15 protein-coding genes and 3 tRNA genes are annotated in these 20,046 nt (G+C 55.3%); 15 read left to right on the top strand and 3 right to left on the bottom strand.

Annotated features, from left to right (window positions below):
* Positions 1-105: 105 nt before the first annotated feature.
* The 9 genes from VLV32_03065 to VLV32_03025 all read left to right on the top strand — a co-directional run bounded on the left by VLV32_03065 (position 106) and on the right by VLV32_03025 (position 8,801).
* A tRNA-Leu gene (locus tag VLV32_03065) sits at positions 106-190 on the top strand.
* Positions 191-241: 51 nt separating this feature from the next.
* A complete protein-coding gene (tig, locus tag VLV32_03060; protein ID HUL40874.1) occupies positions 242-1,546 on the top strand; it encodes a trigger factor in 1,305 nt (434 codons plus the stop codon).
* The gene (gene clpP, locus VLV32_03055) at positions 1,547-2,176 is read left to right on the top strand and encodes an ATP-dependent Clp endopeptidase proteolytic subunit ClpP (GenBank protein HUL40873.1); all 630 of its coding nucleotides are present in this window, start codon (positions 1,547-1,549) and stop codon (positions 2,174-2,176) included.
* A 35-nt stretch (positions 2,177-2,211) separates the two neighbouring features.
* The gene (gene clpX / locus VLV32_03050) at positions 2,212-3,477 is read left to right on the top strand and encodes an ATP-dependent Clp protease ATP-binding subunit ClpX (GenBank protein ID HUL40872.1); all 1,266 of its coding nucleotides are present in this window, start codon (positions 2,212-2,214) and stop codon (positions 3,475-3,477) included.
* A 109-nt stretch (positions 3,478-3,586) separates the two neighbouring features.
* A complete protein-coding gene (lon, locus tag VLV32_03045) occupies positions 3,587-5,998 on the top strand; it encodes an endopeptidase La (GenBank protein ID HUL40871.1) in 2,412 nt (803 codons plus the stop codon).
* A 355-nt stretch (positions 5,999-6,353) separates the two neighbouring features.
* Positions 6,354-6,626 carry an HU family DNA-binding protein gene (locus VLV32_03040; protein ID HUL40870.1) on the top strand — a complete coding sequence of 91 codons (273 nt, stop codon included), beginning with the start codon at positions 6,354-6,356 and terminating at the stop codon, positions 6,624-6,626.
* Positions 6,627-6,699: 73 nt separating this feature from the next.
* Positions 6,700-6,775, top strand: a tRNA-Val gene (locus VLV32_03035).
* A gap of 19 nt (positions 6,776-6,794) precedes the next feature.
* Positions 6,795-6,871: transfer RNA gene (locus tag VLV32_03030), tRNA-Asp, on the top strand.
* Between the two features lie 55 nt (positions 6,872-6,926).
* Positions 6,927-8,801 (top strand): SurA N-terminal domain-containing protein, encoded by a 1,875-nt coding sequence (locus VLV32_03025; protein HUL40869.1) that lies wholly within the window; start codon positions 6,927-6,929, stop codon positions 8,799-8,801.
* Positions 8,802-8,828: 27 nt separating this feature from the next.
* On the opposite strand, the gene fabI is transcribed toward VLV32_03025, so the two are convergent.
* On the bottom strand, positions 8,829-9,617 hold the full coding sequence (gene fabI, locus VLV32_03020; GenBank protein HUL40868.1) for an enoyl-ACP reductase FabI: 789 nt from the start codon (positions 9,615-9,617) through the stop codon (positions 8,829-8,831).
* 117 nt (positions 9,618-9,734) lie between these two features.
* Here fabI and VLV32_03015 point away from each other — a divergent pair, with 117 nt between their 5' ends.
* Genes VLV32_03015 through VLV32_03000 form a run of 4 tightly spaced genes read left to right on the top strand, consistent with a single transcriptional unit; the run spans position 9,735 to position 16,371 of the window.
* The gene (locus VLV32_03015; protein HUL40867.1) at positions 9,735-11,930 is read left to right on the top strand and encodes an ABC transporter substrate-binding protein; all 2,196 of its coding nucleotides are present in this window, start codon (positions 9,735-9,737) and stop codon (positions 11,928-11,930) included.
* A gap of 4 nt (positions 11,931-11,934) precedes the next feature.
* Positions 11,935-12,912 carry an ABC transporter permease gene (locus VLV32_03010; protein HUL40866.1) on the top strand — a complete coding sequence of 326 codons (978 nt, stop codon included), beginning with the start codon at positions 11,935-11,937 and terminating at the stop codon, positions 12,910-12,912.
* Positions 12,912-14,342, top strand: coding sequence for an ABC transporter permease (locus VLV32_03005; GenBank protein HUL40865.1), 1,431 nt, complete (start codon positions 12,912-12,914; stop codon positions 14,340-14,342). The genes VLV32_03010 and VLV32_03005 overlap by 1 nt, the downstream gene beginning before the upstream one ends.
* Before the next feature lie 7 nt (positions 14,343-14,349).
* Entirely contained in the window at positions 14,350-16,371 is a 2,022-nt protein-coding gene (locus VLV32_03000; protein HUL40864.1) for an ABC transporter ATP-binding protein, read from the top strand.
* Here VLV32_03000 and VLV32_02995 read toward each other — a convergent pair.
* Both VLV32_02995 and gloB read right to left on the bottom strand, forming a co-directional pair.
* A complete protein-coding gene (locus tag VLV32_02995; protein HUL40863.1) occupies positions 16,365-17,909 on the bottom strand; it encodes a transglycosylase SLT domain-containing protein in 1,545 nt (514 codons plus the stop codon). The genes VLV32_03000 and VLV32_02995 overlap by 7 nt on opposite strands.
* A 71-nt stretch (positions 17,910-17,980) precedes the next feature.
* On the bottom strand, positions 17,981-18,757 hold the full coding sequence (gloB, locus tag VLV32_02990; protein ID HUL40862.1) for a hydroxyacylglutathione hydrolase: 777 nt from the start codon (positions 18,755-18,757) through the stop codon (positions 17,981-17,983).
* Positions 18,758-18,779: 22 nt separating this feature from the next.
* Between gloB and VLV32_02985 the strand changes: the two genes are divergently transcribed.
* Both VLV32_02985 and rnhA read left to right on the top strand, forming a co-directional pair.
* On the top strand, positions 18,780-19,541 hold the full coding sequence (locus VLV32_02985) for a methyltransferase domain-containing protein (protein ID HUL40861.1): 762 nt from the start codon (positions 18,780-18,782) through the stop codon (positions 19,539-19,541).
* Positions 19,542-19,551: 10 nt separating this feature from the next.
* On the top strand, positions 19,552-19,995 hold the full coding sequence (rnhA, locus tag VLV32_02980) for a ribonuclease HI (protein ID HUL40860.1): 444 nt from the start codon (positions 19,552-19,554) through the stop codon (positions 19,993-19,995).
* Positions 19,996-20,046: the final 51 nt, after the last annotated feature.

The following is a 20,046-nucleotide window of genomic DNA, read 5'->3' as shown; positions in this document are numbered from 1 at the left end:
ACAAGAAGAACGGTTAATTGTGGACCTGATATATCAGCATCTTATACGACATAGTTAAAGTCAATGATGGAATTTCGAGCCCTTATATAATAAACTGACCGCATTGCGAAAGTGGCGGAATTGGTAGACGCACTGGATTTAGGTTCCAGCGCCGCAAGGCTTGTGGGTTCGAGTCCCTCCTTTCGCACCAGTTCGGCTTGCGGCAGCCTAATCGAGTGTGCGGTACTTTTGAGGAAATGAAATGCAGTCAAACCTAGAAACCTTGGGCCCGTTGCAAAGGCGCATCAAAATGGCGTTGCCGCTGGATCAAATTGACGGTGAAGTGGAAAGTAGATTGAAGCGTCTGGCTCGCACCGCGAAGATGCACGGCTTCCGTCCTGGCAAAGTGCCACTCAAGGTCATTGCCCAGCATTACGAAGCGCAGGTGCGTCAGGAAGTGCTGGGAGATGCTTTGCAAAAACGATTCAGCGACACGGTGCGCGAGCAAAAATTAAAAGTTGCGGGGCGGCCTAGGTTTGAAGCCGAGCCGCAGCAGGCTGGAAGTCAACAATTCGAATGTGCCGCGACTTTTGAGATTTATCCGGAAGTGAAACTTGGCAATGTTAGCGGAGTGAAAATCGTGCGGCCGGTGGTGCAGGTAGGAGACGAGCAGGTGGCGAAAACCCTGGAACTCCTGCGCAAGCAGCGCACTTCTTACCACGTCGTGGAACGCGAAGCCAAGGAGCGCGATCAGGTTACGCTTGATTTCCACGGAACTATAGCTGGACAGGAATTCGTCGGCGGCCAAGGCAAAGATTTGCCTTTCGTGTTGGGCGAAGGGCGTATGCTTCCGGGGTTCGAAAAACAAATTGCCGGCATGCGTGCAAATGAGTCCCGGACATTTGAATTAACCTTCCCGGAGGATTATCATGGCAAGGAATTGGCAGGAAAAATGGCCTCTTTCGATGTCACGCTGAGACGCGTGGCGGAACCCAAGGTGCCCGAAATCGATGCCGAGTTTGCCAGCAACTTCGGCGTTCATGACGGCGACATGGAGAAACTGAAACGCGAGATCAAGAGCAGTCTGTTGCGAGAACTAAAGAACCGCGTGCAAGCCGGGATCAAGGATCAGGCGATGCAGGCGCTGCTTAATGCCACGCAGGTGGATCTTCCTCAATCCCTGGTGGATGCGGAAACCGACCGGCTGATGGAAGGCACGCGCAGCGACCTCGAAGCACGGGGCATAAAGAGCAAGGAATTGCCGGCGCCGCGCGATGTGTTCCTGGAACGGGCCAAACGCCGGGTAAGGCTCGGTCTGATTATTGCCGAGATTGTCAAAATTCACGATCTTCGACCCAAACCGGAACAGTTGCGCACCGTCGTTGACGAGTACGCGCAAAGCTACGAACACCCGGAGCAGGTTGTGAAGTGGTATTATTCGTCGCCTGAACGCTTAAGCGGAATCGAAGCGATGATTCTCGAGGATAATGTAGTCGAATGGGTACTGAAACAGGCAAAAGTGGAAGACAAGCCGATGGACTTTGATGAACTGATGGGTAACGCTTAAATGACGCAGAACCGAGATCGGGAACCGCGCGGGTTGGGCCTGGTTCCAATGGTGATTGAACAAAGCGGGCGCGGTGAACGCGCTTACGATATCTATTCGCGCTTACTACGGGAGCGCGTGGTATTCCTGGTTGGACCGGTGGATGAGATCACTGCCAATCTGATCGTGGCACAACTCCTGTTTCTTGAATCCGAAAATCCGGACAAGGAGGTTTATTTTTATATCAATTCGCCTGGCGGGTCTGTGTCGGCCGGACTGGCGATTTACGATACCATGCAATTTATCAAACCGGATGTCAGTACTCTTTGCATCGGCCAAGCGGCGAGCATGGGTGCGCTTTTGCTGGCGGCCGGCGCAAAAGGCAAACGTTTTTGCCTGCCCAACTCGCGGGTCCTGATTCACCAGCCCATGGGTGGGTTTCAAGGACAGGCCTCGGACGTGGAAATCCACGCCAAGGAAATCCTTTATCTGCGCCAGCGCCTGAACGAGATCATGGCCAAGCATACGGGACAGAGCATCAAGACCATCGAGAAGGATACCGACCGCGATACGTTCCTGAGCGGCGACGAAGCGGTGAGGTATGGAATCGCGGACCGGGTTCTGGTGAGTAGAACCGAGAACGTAACCTGATGTCCTAGACTTGGGGACCCACGGGGAGACCAGTCATGTCGGATAAAATCGGCGGCGAAAAGCTGCTTTATTGCTCCTTCTGCGGCAAAAGCCAGCACGAGGTGCGCAAGCTGATTGCAGGGCCGTCAGTATTCATTTGCGATGAGTGCATCGAACTTTGCAATGATATTATCCGCGAAGAAACGCATGGCGAAAGCGGCGGCAAACCCGGCAAATCGGATTTGCCGGTGCCGCGTGAAATCCGCAAGATTCTTGATCAGTACGTGATTGGTCAGGAGCAGGCAAAGAAAATACTTTCGGTAGCCGTATACAACCACTACAAGCGCCTGAAGAGCCTGACCCGGAACGATGATATTGAACTCGCGAAGAGCAATATCCTGCTGATTGGCCCGACGGGGTCTGGCAAGACACTGCTTGCGCAAACGCTGGCGCGGCTCCTCAACGTGCCATTTGTGATGGCGGACGCGACGACGCTTACCGAGGCCGGCTACGTCGGGGAGGACGTTGAAAATATCATTCAGAAGTTGTTGCAAAAATGCGACTACGAAGTTGAAAAAGCCCAGCGCGGCATCGTTTATATAGACGAGATCGACAAGATCTCCCGCAAGTCCGACAATCCGTCGATTACCCGGGATGTTTCCGGTGAAGGCGTGCAGCAGGCGCTGCTGAAACTCATCGAAGGCACCATCGCATCAGTGCCGCCGCAGGGGGGCCGCAAGCATCCCAACCAGGAATTTGTCCAGGTGGACACCACGAATATCTTGTTCATTTGCGGCGGGGCATTCGACGGGTTGGATAAGGTGATTCGCAACCGTTCGCAGAAGGGCGGCATCGGCTTTGGCGCGGATGTGAAAAGCAAGGACAACCGCAAGGACATTGGCGAAGTATTGCGGGATGTGGAGCCGGAAGACCTTATTAAATACGGGCTGATACCTGAATTTGTAGGGCGGCTGCCTGTGGTTGCGACCCTCGAGGAACTTGACGAATCGGCGCTGATTCAGATTCTCACCGAGCCCAAGAACGCGTTGCTCAAGCAGTACCAAAAAATGTTCGGTATGGAAGCGGTCGAATTGGAAGTGCGCGATCAGGCGCTGAAGGCAATTGCCAAGAAAGCACTGGCCCGCAAGACCGGAGCCCGCGGCTTGCGTTCTATTCTAGAGCTGATTTTGCTCGATACCATGTTCGATCTGCCTTCGATGGAGAACGTGGTAAAAGTAGTAATCGATGAAGGCGTGATCCAAGGCGATGCAAAGCCGTTGCTTATTTATTCAGACCAATCTAAGGTCGCCGGTTCGGCGTGATCTGCCCTGACGCCGCGACCCGGATGGCTTCGCAACAACTTTTGCGATTCTTGATTTCCCGCGAGTTGCCCTCATATTTGATTTGCTGTCATTTTTTGGGTGAAACGACATGAATCAACAAAATCCGGTTGCCGAACAATTGCTGGCGCTATTGCCGCTGCGCGATGTAGTGGTATTTCCGCACATGGTGATTCCCCTTTTCGTAGGTCGCCCCAAATCCATAAAAGCTTTGGAAATCGCAATGGAATCGGGCAAAAACATATTGCTGGTGGCGCAAAAATCCGCTGCCAAGGACGATCCGTCTCCGGAAGATTTGTACGGCGTAGGCACCGTGGCGAACATCCTGCAAATGCTCAAATTGCCGGATGGAACCGTCAAAGTACTGGTGGAAGGGAGTCAGCGCTGCAACATCAATCAAATCGTCGACGCCAAAACGCATTACATGGTGCAAACCGAGCCGGTACCCCAGGATCAAGTGGAAAGCCACGAAGTTGAAGCGTTGCGGCGTGCCACCCTGAGTCAATTCGATCAGTACGTCAAATTAAATAAAAAAATTCCGCCGGAGATCCTGACTTCGCTTGCCGGAATAGATGAACCCGGACGGCTTGCCGACACGATCGCCGCGCACTTGCCGCTCAAGCTTGAGCAAAAACAGGAAGTGCTCGAGATGTTTGACGTCAAGCAGCGCATCGAGCATCTCTTGGGCCTGCTCGAGACCGAACTCGACATTTTGCAGGTTGAAAAGCGCATCCGTGGACGCGTCAAGCGCCAGATGGAAAAAAGCCAGCGTGAGTACTACCTGAACGAGCAGGTAAAAGCTATTCAGAAAGAGCTGGGAGAACTCGAAGAAGGCGGCGACCTTGACGAAATGGAAAAGAAGATCAAGGCCGCGCACATGCCTAAGGAAGCGCGCAGCAAGGCTGAAACCGAGCTCAAGAAACTGAAGCTCATGTCGCCGATGTCGGCGGAGGCTACGGTAGTGCGTAACTACATCGAGGCGCTGGTGTCTCTGCCGTGGAAGAAGAAAAGCAAGATCAGCAAGGACCTCAAGGCCGCGGAGGCGATTTTAGAAAAAGACCACTACGGGCTGGAGAAGGTCAAAGAGCGCATCGTCGAGTATTTGGCAGTACAGCAGCGCGTGGATAAATTGAAAGCGCCGATCCTGTGCTTGGTGGGCGCGCCGGGAGTTGGCAAGACTTCGCTCGGCCAATCCATTGCGCGTGCAACGAACCGCAAGTTCGTGCGCATGTCATTGGGGGGCGTGCGTGACGAAGCTGAAATCCGCGGCCATCGTCGGACATACATCGGCTCAATGCCCGGCAAAATACTGCAAAACATGACCAAGATTGGCGTGCGAAATCCGTTGTTCCTGCTCGACGAGGTAGACAAAATGGGAATGGATTTCCGCGGCGATCCGTCTTCGGCGCTGCTTGAGGTGCTGGATCCCGAGCAGAACCATACGTTCACCGATCATTACGTCGAAGTGGAATATGACCTTTCCGATGTAATGTTTGTTGCGACGGCAAACACCCTGAATATCCCGCCGGCACTGTTGGACCGCATGGAGGTGATCAGGCTTTCCGGCTATACAGAAGACGAAAAGATCAACATCGCGATGCGCTACCTGTTGCCCAAACAGATGAAGAATCACGGATTGAAGCAAGACGAACTTGATGTCACTGAAAGCGCAATGCGCGACATCACCCGTTATTACACACGTGAAGCCGGTGTGCGCGGACTAGAGCGGGAAATTTCCAAAATCTGCCGCAAAGCAGTGAAAACCATGGTGCTCAAGAAGCGCGACCGAACCATAACCGTTACGTCGCGTAACCTCAACAAGTTTCTGGGGGTGCGGCGCTTTACCTACGGTATGGCCGAAAAAAACAACCAGGTCGGCCAGGTCACCGGACTTGCTTGGACGGAAGTTGGCGGGGAATTGCTTACCATCGAAGCAGTCGTGCTTCCCGGAAAAGGGAAGACTATAACGACCGGCAAACTTGGTGAAGTCATGCAGGAATCGGTTCAGGCGGCGTTGTCGGTCGTGCGCAGCCGCTCGCGAGCCCTCGGCATCCCCGAGGATTTTTACCAGAAAAATGATGTGCACATCCACCTACCGGAGGGCGCGACGCCCAAGGATGGACCCAGTGCCGGGATCGGCATTTGCACCGCCTTGATCTCGGTGCTGACCGGCATCCCGGTGCGCGCTGACGTTGCAATGACTGGTGAAATCACGCTTCGGGGAGAAGTGCTGACCATCGGCGGCCTGAAAGAAAAGCTGCTGGCTGCACACCGCGGCGGCATAAAAACTGTCCTGATTCCGGAAGAGAATACCAAGGACCTTGCGGAAATCCCGGACAACATTAAGAATCGGCTGGATATTCATCCGGTAAAATGGATTGACCAGGTGTTGGAACTGGCGCTTGAACGCGTTCCGACGGCGCCGCCTGAAAAGGAAGACGTCGGAGCCCCGTTGCCTGCAGTGGTCGAAGATAAATCCCCCGCCGCGTTGATCAAACATTAAGAAGCTTCTGGGAGCTTATGCGGCTGCTCCCGCAAACGGGCGTTGGTTAACAGGTCACAGCCGCGGTGCGACCCTCTTCGCGCCTTGCATCCATTTGTACTTTCTCAGCAACGCCCTCCGCGGAGAACTTAATCACAGGTTCCTTGATTCTGTCGCCAGTTAGCGTCAGACATTTTCATTTGCGTATCGGTTTCGATCGCGTCGCAACCCGGCACTATTTTTTTTCATCGATTGCTTGACACAGGCTTTTGGCGCTTGCTATAACGATACTGCAAGTTTTCGTTTCGGCGTGACTTCAAGGTTGTTCCGCATTGAGCCAACCGAATTACTGCAATCATCCAAAGGGGGTTTTTCTGTGAACAAATCTGAAATTATTGATCATATCGCCAAGACGGCAGACATTTCCAAAGCCGCGGCGGGCCGCGCCTTGGATGGAGCGGTTGGGGCGATCACGACAGCGTTGAAAAAGGGAGGGATGGTAACTATGGCGGGCTTTGGCACTTTTTACGTAGGAAAACGTGCCGCACGCAACGGCCGCAACCCGCGTACCGGAGCCGCGATTAAAATCAAAGCCGCAAAAGTCCCGAAATTCAGAGCTGGTAAGGCGCTCAAAGATACATTAAACTAATGCTTCGGGGGCGATGCTTTAGCGCAGCCCCCATTAATTTGCTCTGGCTCAGGCGAGCCCTTGGCCGAGTTCAGGGTGCTTAGCTCAGGTGGTAGAGCGTCGCCCTTACAAGGCGAATGTCGGGAGTTCGACCCTCTCAGCACCCACCAGCTGAATTTTGATTTATTCGGAGTGGTAGTTCAGTCGGTTAGAATACCGGCCTGTCACGCCGGGGGTCGCGGGTTCGAGTCCCGTCCACTCCGCCACATTTGGAGATTACCCAGGCGAACGCGTGTTCGCTTTTTTTGTTCCTAACGTATTATGTTTGATTTAATCTATCGCAATAAAAGAATCGCCCAAGTTGTTCTTGCGCTGGTTTTTCTGCCGTTTGCGCTGTTTGGGGTAGATCGCTATTTCAGTAGCATTGGCGGCGGAGATTATGTAGCCAAGGTCGGCAGCTACCGCATAAGCCAGCAGGAATTTATACGAGCCATGCGCGACGAGGAGGACACACTACGCCGCCAGATGGGTGAAAAGTTCAATCCGATAGTGATGGAAGACCCCGATACGCGCACGGCGGTTGTTGATAATCTGATCAAGCAACACCTGCTCGTGACGCAGGCGTTGCAGGCGGGATTAACCGTGAGCGACGCCGAACTACAAAAAGTTATCAGAGGATATGCGGCTTTTCAGGAAAACGGAAAATTTTCCAGGACCCTTTACGAAACGCTGTTGCGCGATAAAGGCATGACTCCCGTGACCTTTGAAAATAAGCTCAGGCAGGAAATGCTGCTGGAACAACTGGGCAGCACTTTTGAGAGTGAAATCGTTCCAAAATCGGTCGCCGATAGACTGATTCGCTTGAGCCAGCAACAGCGCGAAGTCAGCGAGTATTCCATATCCAGCGACCAATTTGTGCTGAAGGCAAAGGTCAGCGACGAGGATGCCAAGCGATTCTATGACGAGCATCACAGCGAGTTCGAAACGCCCGAGCAAGTGCGCGCCGATTATCTGGTGTTGTCTGCCGATAGCCTCGCCTCACAGATAAAGCTCAGTCCAGACGAAATCAGGAAATACTACGACGATCACCCCACCCGGTTTCAGACACGGGACGTAAGCCATATCCTGATTTCAGTGCCGCCAAGTGCCGACCCCGAATCCAAAGCGCAGGCCAGAGCCAAGGCCGACGAGTTGTACCGGCAGGTGGTAAAAAACCCGTCGGAGTTCGCGGAATTGGCGAAAAAGAATTCGCAGGACCCCGGTTCGGCAGAAAAAGGTGGCGAGCTCGGCTTCATTTCGCGCGGCACCATGGTGAAGCCTTTCGAAGAGGCGGTTTTCCAGATGCAAGTCGGTGAAATCGCCGGGCCGGTCGAAACCCAGTTCGGTTACGACATTATCAAACTCAATGCCATCAAACCGACGCCATTTGAAAGCGCCAAAAGTCAGATTGAGCAGGAGCTTAAACAACAGAAGGCGGTCGAAAAATTCAACGAACTTGCCGAGAATTTCAGCAATATGGTCTACGAGCAGTCGGATAGCCTGAAGCCGGCGGCCCAGTCCTTCAAGTTGACTATCCAGCAAAGCCCATGGCTGGCTCGCGACAGCAAGAACGCCGGTTTGTTAGGCAACGAAAAGGTGCTGCAGGCGCTGTTCTCGAACGATGCAATCAAAAATAACCGCAACACAGATGCCATCCAAGTCGCGCCCAACACGTTGCTAGCGGCGCATGTGATTGAGCACAAGGCCGCAAGTCTTAATTCGCTTCAGGAGGCCAGACCGCAAATCAATAAAATCCTGCTGTTGCAGCAAGCCTCCGACCTCGCCGCAAAGGACGGAAAAGAGAAGATCGAAATGCTGCGGCAGGGCAAGGATGTCAAAATTTCCTGGAGCGCTCCGACCTTGGTCAGCCGTCAAAGCGCATCGGAAGGAGCGGACCCGGCTTTAGTACGCGCGGTGTTCAGCACCGATGTGAGCAAACTTCCTGCTTATGGAGGCGTGGAAGACGCGGACGGTGGTTTTATGCTGTTTAAGATAAGCCATGTCCAGGAGCCCGACACGTTTGATGAGGCGAAGCGCACGCAATTAACAGAACAGCTGCGCCAGCTTCTTGCGCAGGCGGAATTTAGCGCTTACATCGCCAGCCTCAGGCAAAAAGGCGAGGTAAAGATCAACCGCGAACTATTGGAGAGGAAATAGCGCCAAGTTCGGGGCAAGGGCGCGTGATCAGGTTACTCCGGAGATACCGACCGTGATATTGAACCCGGCATCGACGTGAGTGATCTCCCCGGTTATGCCATTGGCCAGGTCGCTCATCAAAAAAGCGGCGGCGTTGCCCACATCATCTATCGTCACATTGCGCTTAAGCGGCGCGTTTTCCGCGACAAAGCTGAGAATTCTTGCAAATCCGCTTATGCCGGCTGCCGCCAGCGTTTTGATCGGCCCCGCGGAGATCGCGTTTACGCGTATTCCTTTGGACCCCAGGCTTTGCGCTAAATACCGTACATTGGCTTCGAGGCTTGCCTTGGCAAGACCCATCACGTTGTAATTGGGCACCGTGCGCTCCGCGCCCAAATAGGTCAGCGTAAGCAGCGCGGCCTTTCGTCCCTGCATCAGCGGCAACCCGGCTTTGGCCAAGGCGGCGAAGCTGTATGAGCTAACGTCGTGCGCGGTGCGGAAAGCCTCACGGCTCAACCCGTCCAGAAAATCCCCCGATAGGGCTTCACGCGGTGCAAACGCGATTGAATGAACGATGCCGTCAAGACCGTCCCAATATTTGCCGAGTTCACTGAACAAGCGTTCGATCTGCTCGTCGCTGCTGACATCGCAAGCGAATACCAGCTCGCTGCCGAATTCACGGGCCAGTTCCTCGACGCGATCCCGCACCCGGTCCCCCTGGTAGGTAAAGGCGAGTTCAGCGCCCTCGCGCTGCATCGCGGCGGCGATGCCGTAGGCGATAGAGCGGTTGCTCAATAATCCGGTAATCAGCACGCGTTTGCCGGCGAGAATTCCCATAGCAAATCCTTGTCTATGCATCCGACGCTGTGGAATTATAACTTAACTTTTTCGATTGGCAGGATTTCGCGCGCGGAGATGACGCTAGCGCGCTGTTTGCTATACACTGTGAACCCGATGAAATTCCAGTTCTGTCGCTTCATTTGCGCGTTGCTGCCGATGCTTGCCGCGGCATGCGGCAGCTCCGAGTGGAACGATCCCTATCCGGCTGCCGATCAAGGAAAGAACATTTTGTATTCGGCGTTCACGGAGCGTCCCAAGCACCTCGACCCGGTGCAGTCGTACAGCGAAAACGAAGCGGTATTCAACGCGCAGATCTACGAGCCCCCGCTGCAATACCAGTATTTGAAGCGACCTTATACCCTGGTTCCCCTGACTGCGATGGAGATGCCGACCGTGCGGTATTACGACAAGGCAGGAAGCAGGCTCCCGGACGATGCCGAACCGAACCGTATTGCCTACAGCGTTTACCAAATCCGCATCAGGCCGGGAATTCTCTATCAGCCGCATCCGGCATTTGCCAAGGACAAAGACGGCAGATCTTTATATCAGAATCTCAAGCCCGAAGAACTGAAAAACATTTACGCGCTGTCCGACTTCAAACAGCGCGGCACGCGCGAGCTGACCGCTGAAGATTACGTATACGAAATTAAGCGCCTTGCCCACCCGCGGCTGTCTTCGCCTATTTTCGGGCTGATGAGCGAATACATTATCGGGCTCAAGCAATACGCCGCTACTCTGAAACAGGCGGATCAGGAGCTGGTTGCGAAACACGGCAAGGATTCATGGCTCGATTTGACGCGCTATCCATTGGAGGGCGTCGAGGCGGTTGACCGTTACACGTTCACGGTCAAGGTTAAAGGGAAATATCCGCAGTTCGCATATTGGCTGGCTATGCCTTTCTTCGCGCCGGTACCGGTGGAGGTGGACCGGTTTTATTGGCAACCGGGAATGGCGGAGAAAAACCTGACACTTGACTGGTACCCGGTGGGGACGGGCCCTTACATGCTTTCCGAAAACAATCCCAACAGCCGCATGGTGCTGGAGCGCAATCCCAATTTCCATGCCGAGAACTATCCGTCCAGCGGCGCGCCCGGCGACGCCAAGGCAGGCTTGCTTAAGGATGCCGGCAAGCCGCTGCCGTTTATTGACAAAGCGGTATTCAGCCGCGAAAGAGAAAGCATTCCTTATTGGAACAAGTTTTTGCAGGGCTATTATGATGCTTCCGGGATTTCTTCCGACAGCTTCGACCAGGCCGTGCAGGTGGGCACTCAGGGCGAGGCGGTGGTGACCGAAGCCATGCGCAAGAGGGGAATCCGGCTTGAAACATCGGTCGCCACTTCGATTATTTACATGGGCTTTAACATGCTCGATCCGGTGGTCGGCGGTTATTCGGAGCGGGCGCGGAAACTCAGGCAGGCAATTTCGATTGCAATAGATTATGAGGAATACATTTCTATTTTCGCCAACGGACGCGGCATTCCCGCGCAGGGACCGATTGCCCCGGGAATCTGGGGTTTTAGAAGCGGAAAGGCGGGAATCAATCCCGTGGTGTACGACTGGGTGGATGGTCAGGCAAAGCGCAAATCAATCGAAACGGCCAGAGAGCTTCTGGCAGAAGCGGGCTATCCCGACGGCAGGGATGCCAAAACCGGCGCGCCGCTGCTCTTGAATTTTGACGTCACCGCGCGCGGGCCTGACGACAAAGCGCGTCTCGACTGGCTGCGCAAGCAGTTTGCCAAGCTCAATTTGCAACTCGTGGTGCGCGCCACCGACTACAACCGCTTTCAGGAAAAAATTCGTAAAGGCGACGCACAGATATTTAACTGGGGCTGGAATGCGGATTATCCCGATCCGGAGAATTTTCTGTTCTTGCTGAACGGCGCGCAGGGCAAGGTAAAGTTCGACGGCGAGAATGCTGCGAATTATGACAACCCGGAATATAACGAATTATTTGAGCGCATGAAAAACATGGAAGACAGCCCGGAACGCCAGGCCATCATCGACAAAATGGTAAGCATCGTCCGCAACGATGCGCCCTGGGTGTGGGGATTTTATCCGAAGGATTTCGGCTTGTATCATGACTGGATTTCGAATGTGAAGCCGAACCAGATGGCGCGCAACAATCTCAAATACGAGCGCATAAATCCCGCTTTGCGCAGCAAGGAGCGCAGGGAATGGAACAAGCCGGTGCTGTGGCCGGTGTTGCTGATTGTGGCAGTGCTGGTTGTCAGCGCAATTCCAGCGGTCCGCAGCTATCGTCGCAAGGAGCGCATGGCGGCGCTCCCGTTGCCGGGGCCGTCGAAGGGTTGACGCAGTGATTACCTACATAATTCGCCGTCTCGCTTACGCCGTGCCGATTCTGATTGGCGTCAATATTATTACGTTCGCGCTTTTTTTTGTGGTCAATACGCCCGACGACATCGCGCGCATGCAGCTTGGCGTCAAGCGCGTCACGCCCGAAGCGGTCGCAAATTGGAAACGCGAGCACGGCTACGACAAGCCGCTGCTATACAACGCAAACGCACAAGGCATATCTAGGTTTACCGACACGATCTTCTTCGGGAAATCGGTAAAGATGTTCGCTTTCGACTTCGGACTGTCGGACGACGGGCGCGACATCGCCTACGAAATCAGGACCCGTATGGGGCCCAGCCTTGCGATCGCCGTGCCGGTATTTATCGTCGGGCTTTTGACAAACATTACTTTTGCCCTGCTGATAGCGTTCTTCCGCGCAACGTACCTGGATTTCTGGGGCGTGGTGGTATGCGTGGCGATGATGTCCATATCCGGATTGTTTTACATCATCGGCGGCCAATATCTAGTAAGCAAACTTTGGAACCTGGTTCCGATTTCGGGTTTCGCTTTCGGCTGGGAGATGCCCAAGTTCGTGATACTGCCGATAATGGTCGGGGTCATCAGCGGAATCGGCAGCGGCACGCGCTGGTACCGAACCATATTCCTGGAAGAGATCAACAAGGATTACGTGCGCACCGCGCGTGCCAAAGGCCTGTCGGAGATACGGGTGCTATTTAAGCATGTGCTGAAGAACGCCATGATTCCAATTCTGACCGGCGTCGTGGTAATCATTCCGCTGTTGTTTCTGGGAAGCTTGATCACCGAGTCGTTTTTCGGCATTCCGGGACTGGGCAGCTACACCATAGACGCAATCAATTCGCAGGATTTCGCGGTGGTACGCGCCATGGTATTCATCGGCTCAGTACTCTACATTGTCGGGCTGATGTTGACCGACATTTCATATACCGTGGTCGATCCGCGGGTTAGGCTCGCGTAATGCCGTTCATGCCTGTTGTTCTGTGGACCGATGCGTTGATCTACCTGCTGCTCACGCTGATCGCGCTATTTGTATGGTACGTGCGCGGGAGGCCGCATCTCGCGGCGCCTTGGAGGCGGGTCGCGCAGAGCAAGAGCGGGATGGTTGCAGCTACGGTGCTTGCGGCCTATATAGCGGTTGGCTTGCTTGATTCAATTCACGTCAGGCTGCCAATCGAAAGCAACGACGCAAAGCGCTTTTATTCAGTGGAGGCACTGAGTGTTTTCGACATTCTCGTAAATGGGCTGCGCACACGGGTTGAAAAAACCTACTCTGCGCCGTTAGCAGCTTACTCTTTCTCCAAGGAAACCGTTCAGCTGCCCGACGGCAGGGAAATTAGGGAGTATCCGCGCCTCAGATATGGCGGGGCGAATTTGCGTCACCCCGCGAGCGAGCGCACCGCAGACATCACCTGGCGCGTGTTTTACTCGTTGATTGTTGCTGCGCTGGTGTGGAGCGCGGCCTCCGGCGCTTTGGTACGGCTGGTGGCAGCGCGCAGAAAGCGCGAATTCCGCGAGACCGCCAAAGCTTTGTGGCGTGGGGAAACCGAAGTTCCATGGAAATCGATTCTGATCACGCTGGCCCTTCTCATGCTGTTTGCATTTCCGGTGGCGTTTCTTAGCGCGCACTACCACGTCTTCGGCACCGACAAGGTGGGCCAGGATGTACTTTATCTCGCGCTCAAGAGCATACGCACCGGATTGATAATCGGCACGCTGACCACCTTGGTGATGCTGCCTTTTGCCCTGGTCTTGGGAATCATGGCCGGATATTTTCGAGGCTGGGTGGACGACGGCATCCAGTACTTTTACACCACATTGAGTTCCATTCCCGATGTATTGCTGATCGCTGCGGCAGTGCTGATGATGCAGGTATTCATGGATGCCCACCCCCAGATTTTTCCTACGATCACCCAGCGCGCCGATGTCCGCCTGTTGTTTCTGTGCATCATCCTCGGGGTCACCAGCTGGACCAGCCTGTGCCGGCTGTTGCGCGGCGAAACTCTGAAATTGCGAGAGCTTGAATACATCCAGGCGGCCCATGCCCTTGGGGTCTCCCATCTGCGCATCATGGCGAGGCACATTCTGCCTAACGTTATGCACATTGTGCTGATCACCGTGGTGTTGAGCTTCAGCGGTCTGGTGCTAGCTGAAGCGGTACTCACCTATGTGGGTGTCGGCGTGGATCCCTCTATGATCAGTTTTGGCAACATGATTAATAGCGCCCGCCTGGAAATGGCGCGCGAACCTCCAGTCTGGTGGTCGCTGTTTGCAGCGTTCCTTTTCATGTTCGTGCTGGTGCTCGCCGCCAACCTCTTTGCGGATGCCGTGCGCGATGCGTTCGACCCGCGTGTGCGAGTCGCGGTTAGCGCGCCCCTACCTAAGGGCTGAGACCACCGTGCAGCCGCTGTTGAAAATTTCAAACCTCGAGACGTGGCTGGAGATCGGTGGCGCGCCGGTGCGCGCAGTGGATGGATTGTCTTTGGCGCTTGAGCGCGGTGAAACCTATGCGCTTCTGGGCGAGTCCGGCTGCGGCAAATCCATGACTGCGCTCTCCATAATGCGGCTGTTGCCGGATGGGGGGCGCATTGTATCGGGCGAGGTTGCCCTGGACGGACAGAATCTGCTTTCACTCCCGGAAATCGCGATGCGCACCGTGCGCGGCGGGCGCATGGCAATGATTTTCCAGGAGCCGGCGTTGAGCCTGAATCCGGTACTTACGGTGGGGGAGCAGATCGCCGAAGTGCTGTACCGGCACACCGATCTGCGCGGCGCCGCAGCGTACAGGCGGATCCTGGAATTGCTTGACGCGGTGGGAATCCCGGACGCGGCGCGGCGCGCCCGCGAATATCCGTTCCAGCTCTCCGGCGGCATGAAGCAGCGCGTGATGATCGCGATCGCCCTGGCGGGAGAACCGCATCTGTTGATTGCAGACGAGCCGACCACTGCGCTTGACGTTACCATCCAGGCGCAGGTCCTGGACCTGATACGCGATTTGCAAAAGCGAACGGGCATGGCGATTTTGCTGATCACACATGATTTGGGAGTTGTCTCGCAAGTGGCGCACAAGGTCGCGGTGATGTATGCCGGCCAAATCGTGGAGACGGCGAAGGCAGAAGAATTTTTTGCCAATCCAGCGCACCCCTATTCGCGCAAGCTTTTTGCATCGCTTCCCAATACCGCCAAGCGCGTGGGAAGGCTCGAGGTTATCAAAGGCACGGTACCGCAGCTCAACCGGGAGTTCCACGGTTGCCGCTTCGCCGAGCGTTGCGATTTTGCCTGGGATAAATGCCGCAGAATCGATCCGGATTGGAGCGTGGCCTCTGCTGGGCACGTTGTTCGCTGCCACCTGTACAGCGACAGCAAGGAGCAGACGGCGGGCGTAACAGCCCCGGAGCGCGTGGTCGCCCGTCCTTCTCCCGTTGGCGCACCGTCGGATTTGCTTAATGTATCCGGTCTCAGGGTCCATTTTCCCGTGCACAAGGGATTGTTCAAGCGCACAGCCGGCTACGTGAAAGCGGTTGACGGGGTCACTCTGGAAATCAGAACAGGCAGCACGCTTGCGCTGGTTGGAGAATCGGGCTGCGGCAAAACCACCGTGGGCAAAGGCATCCTGCAGCTGGTTCCGGTAACATCGGGAAGTGTGCGCTATAACGGAGTCGATCTTACCCGCCTTGGGCGTGGCGAACTGCGCTCAAGGCGCGCGCAATTTCAGATTATTTTTCAGGACCCGTATTCCTCGCTGAATCCGCGGATGAGGGTTTCCGACATCATCGAGGAGGGCATGACCGCACTGGATACGACTACCGGCGCGAAAGAGCGGTCGCGGCGCGTGGACATGCTACTTGAGCAGGTCGGTTTGTCCAAGGAGATGGGGCAGCGTTACCCGCATGAATTTTCGGGTGGTCAGCGGCAGCGTATTTCGATTGCGCGCGCGCTGGCGGTGAACCCGAAGCTTATCATTTGCGATGAGCCGACCAGCGCCTTGGATGTCTCAGTTCAGGCGCAGATTTTAAACCTGCTGAGAGAATTACAGGACAAATTCGGACTGGCTTATCTGTTCATTACCCACAACATGTCGGTGGTCGAATATCTCGCGCATGAAGTGGCGGTGATGTATCTCGGAAGGATTGTTGAAACCGGAAAGACAGACGAGATACTGAACCATCCGCGCCACCCCTACACGCGCGCATTGTTGTCGGCGGTGCCGGTGATCGACCGCGCCACCCGGCGTGAAATCATCCACCTCGAGGGAGATTTGCCCTCGCCCTTGAATCCGCCGAGCGGCTGCCACTTCCATCCGCGCTGCCCCGACGTTATGCCTCAATGTCGCGTCAATTACCCCGGAGAAAGCCGTTTCAGCGACACGCACTGCGCGCGCTGCTTTTTATACACGCAGGCGCTTGCGGCGATTCAGTAAAGGGGGTGCAGGCTGCCCAAGGACTTGCGGGAAGACCGCATCGAAAATTCGATGTCGGCAGGGACCAGCAGAATTTGGCCGGCAGACGTGACCCTGCTGCGTGGGAGTATACCGTTGACTTTTTTCAAACGCTCCAGGGTCATGCCGAAACGCTGCGCGATTTTGTACAGCCACTCGCCTCTAACGGCGCGGTAAATCTGCCATGACGTGAGCGGTTTATCGCGATTTTCCAAGTTCTCGTTGAATGTATCGGCTTTGTCCACTGGCAGCAGCAGCGTTGCTGAATCGCCCCTTATTACCGGCCGGATGTGAGCCGGATTGAGCGAAACAAATTCGTCCAGCGGCATGTCGGCCAGCCGCGCAGCGACCTTCACGTCGATATGGCTAGGCGCGGAAACGGTTGTGAAGTAAGGCTCATTCGGGATTTCATCCAGCTTCAGCCCAAAGGCTTTTGGATCGTTGACGATGTTTTTGATGGCGATGAGCTTGGGAATATAATTCCGCGTTTCGCGCGGCAATTTCTTCAGGCTCTGATAATCCTGCGGCAGACCTCTTGCCTTGTTGTATGCCAGCAGGCGGGCGACTTTCTTCTCACCGCAGTTATATGCGGCGAGCGCCAATTCCCAGGTTCCAAACTCATTGTAAAGGGTCTGCAAATAATCCAGTGCAGCCTGCGTCGCTTCGATCACATCGCGCCGGCCGTCATACCACCAATCCTGCTCCAATCCGTATTTTTTTCCCGTGCCGGGAATGAATTGCCAGATCCCGGACGCTTTTCTCCGTGAAACGGCTGTGGGTACGTATGCGCTTTCTATCATTGGCAGCAGTGCGATCTCCGTGGGCATACCGCGTTTTTGCACTTGTTCGACGATGTAGTAGAGGTAGAGCTTGCTGCGGTCCATCATGCGTTCCGTATAATCCGGGTGCCGCCGGTACCAGTTCTCATGCCTGGCAACCAATGGACTGTCCGAATCCGGCAAGCCGAAACCGCTGCGAATGCGATCCCAGAGGTCGCTATCCGATGCGTCCGCTTGTTGTGCGGCGTCCCCGTCGCTATCCGACTGTTCGGAATTCGCCGCACTGGGTGACTCAGTTTGTGATGAACCGGGATCCGCCGGGGCCGTCGTGTGGGCGTCGGCCGCAGGCGGAACCGGCGCAGGCGCCGTACCTTGGTCTGAAGAAATGGGCTCCGGCGAGGTCGGCGCGCCCTGTGGCGCAGAGGTCGTAGCAGTATCGGATGGTGCAGGTTCCGGCATACTGGCCGCTTTGGTCTGTGACCTTACAGGCTGCGGGCTAAGCGTCGCACCGGCGTCCGCCGGAACGGGTTCCGGCACGGCGGATACTGTGACGCGTGACGCATCGGGCGCCGCTGCACTCGGTTGCGCTTGCTGGATATCTTTTGGGAGAGGACTCGTGCGGGTGGTGGTAGCTTGTGGGCTGGCGGTGCCGCTTATAAATGCCAAATTTGCTTCACCCCAGGCTACGGTGTGAAGCAAAAAAAGCGCCGCCGCAACGAAAAATGCCGATTTACAAGGCATGAATACCCAAGGTTAAAATCAAACGGTACGATGGTAACCAAGGGTCGCAAGGCGCGTCAACCTCAAATTTATCAAATAGTAAAATTATTCTTCCATTCGCGGATTGCAGCGAATACCGACACCGGATCGGTCAGTTTTTTACCCGCAGCCCGGCTTGCATTACGCGCGATCCCGGGATTGTTGCAGCGCAAAAAGGGATTGGTTGCCTTTTCCAGTCCAATATCCGACGGCAGGGTGGGCATGTTCAAATCCCGCAACTCCCGCACCTTGGTTTCAAGCTTTTCTAAAATCGTGTTCTGCGGTTCTGCGGCTTTTGCAAATGCAATGTTGGCGAGCGTATATTCGTGCCCGCAGTACACCAGCGTTGCGTCCGGCAGACTCGCAAGCTTTTGCAGAGACGCATACATTTGCTGCGCGGTTCCCTCGAATAATTTTCCGCATCCGCATGCAAACAGCGTGTCGCCACAAAACAACAGGTTTGCGCCATAATACGCAATATGGCCTGCGGTGTGGCCTGGGATATCCAGCACCTTAAATTCCAGTCCTAGCGAAGGCAGAGTTGCGCGATCGCCTTCCCCCAGCCGATTCGTGACTTCGGGAATCGATTCATTGCGCGGGCCGTAAACGGGGACGCGAAATTCAGCGAGCAGGCCGGCGTTGCCGCCGACATGGTCGGCGTGGTGATGCGTGTTGAGGATGGCCGCGAGCTCCAGTTTTTCGCGCCTGAGGTAGGCTAGCACCGGTGATGCGTCCCCGGGATCGACTACCGCGGCGACGCGCTGGTTGCGCATCAGCCATATATAATTATCCTTGAAGGCGGGAATCGGGACCACAGTCACGTTGTTCATTACATATCATTAGGGTTAAAGAATGCAAAAGTCAACGCAGAGCCTGGATGATTGGTTTGAGACGCCGCTTGGCCAATATTTGCTGCAGCAGGAGCAGTCGTTTTTCGATGCGGCCGTGGCTGATGTATTCGGCTTCAACGCGGTGCAGTTGGGGCTGAGACCTTATGATTTCCTGCGCCTGAGCCGCATTCCGCTGCGCTTCGTCGCAGACCGCGAAGGCTCGGTCAAAGTGAGAGCGAATTTTCCTTGCTTGCCATTTGCAACCAACAGCATCGATTTGCTGCTGCTGCCGCACGTGCTCGAATTCAACGAAAACCCGCACCAGATATTGCGTGAAGCGGAACGCGTGCTGATGCCTGAAGGCCAGCTGATTATTTGCGGCTTCAATCCACGCAGCCTTTGGGGAATGTTGCGCATACTGCGGCGTAAAAACGGCGAATACCCGTGGCGCGGACGTTTCATCGCGCTGCCTCGGATCAAGGACTGGCTTGCGCTGCTGGGCTTCGAAATGACTGCCGGCCGACTCGCCTGTTATGTGCCGCCGTTCAAGCAGGAAAAATGGCTGCGGCGTTTCCGCTTTGTGGAAGCGGCAGGCGACCGCTGGTGGGCGATTTCGGGGGGCGTGTATTTCGTGCAAGCGGTAAAACGCGTGCAGGGATTGCGCCTCATTAAGCCAAACTGGAATGAAGCGCTGAAGCCGAAAAAGAGCCTGGCGCCGGTGCGCCGCGAATCCAAGGCGAAGGTATTTCATTTAAAGACGCGCCGGCCGCACCCATTTAGCTGAATTGAGCAAAATGGTCGAAATCTACACCGACGGCGCATGCAAAGGAAATCCTGGCGTCGGCGGCTGGGGCGCTCTCCTCAGGTATTCCGGCAGCACGTGCGAGCTTTTCGGCGGCGAAAAGCTGACCACCAATAACCGCATGGAATTGACTGCGGTAATCAAGGCCTTGTCCGCGCTCAAACGCCGCTGCAAAGTGAAATTGCATACCGACTCCCGTTATGTGCAGCAAGGTATCAGCGAGTGGATACACGACTGGAAAAAACGCGGCTGGCGCACCGCGGATAAAAAGCCCGTAAAAAACGAAGACCTGTGGAAGCAGTTGGACGAACTGGCCGGCAGACATGACATCGAATGGATTTGGGTGGAAGGCCACGCCGGCGATGAAGGCAACGAGCACGCCGACGACCTCGCAAATCGCGGCGTCGAATCGCTGATGACTGCGGTTGATAAGTAACCCGTGACAGGTGACGGGTGACGCGTGGCAAGTGACCCGTGACAAGTGACG

The sequence above is a fragment of the Burkholderiales bacterium genome, from assembly GCA_035518095.1.
Classification (GTDB): Bacteria; Pseudomonadota; Gammaproteobacteria; order Burkholderiales; family JAHFRG01; genus JAHFRG01.
This window is presented reverse-complemented; position numbering and strand designations above follow the sequence as displayed.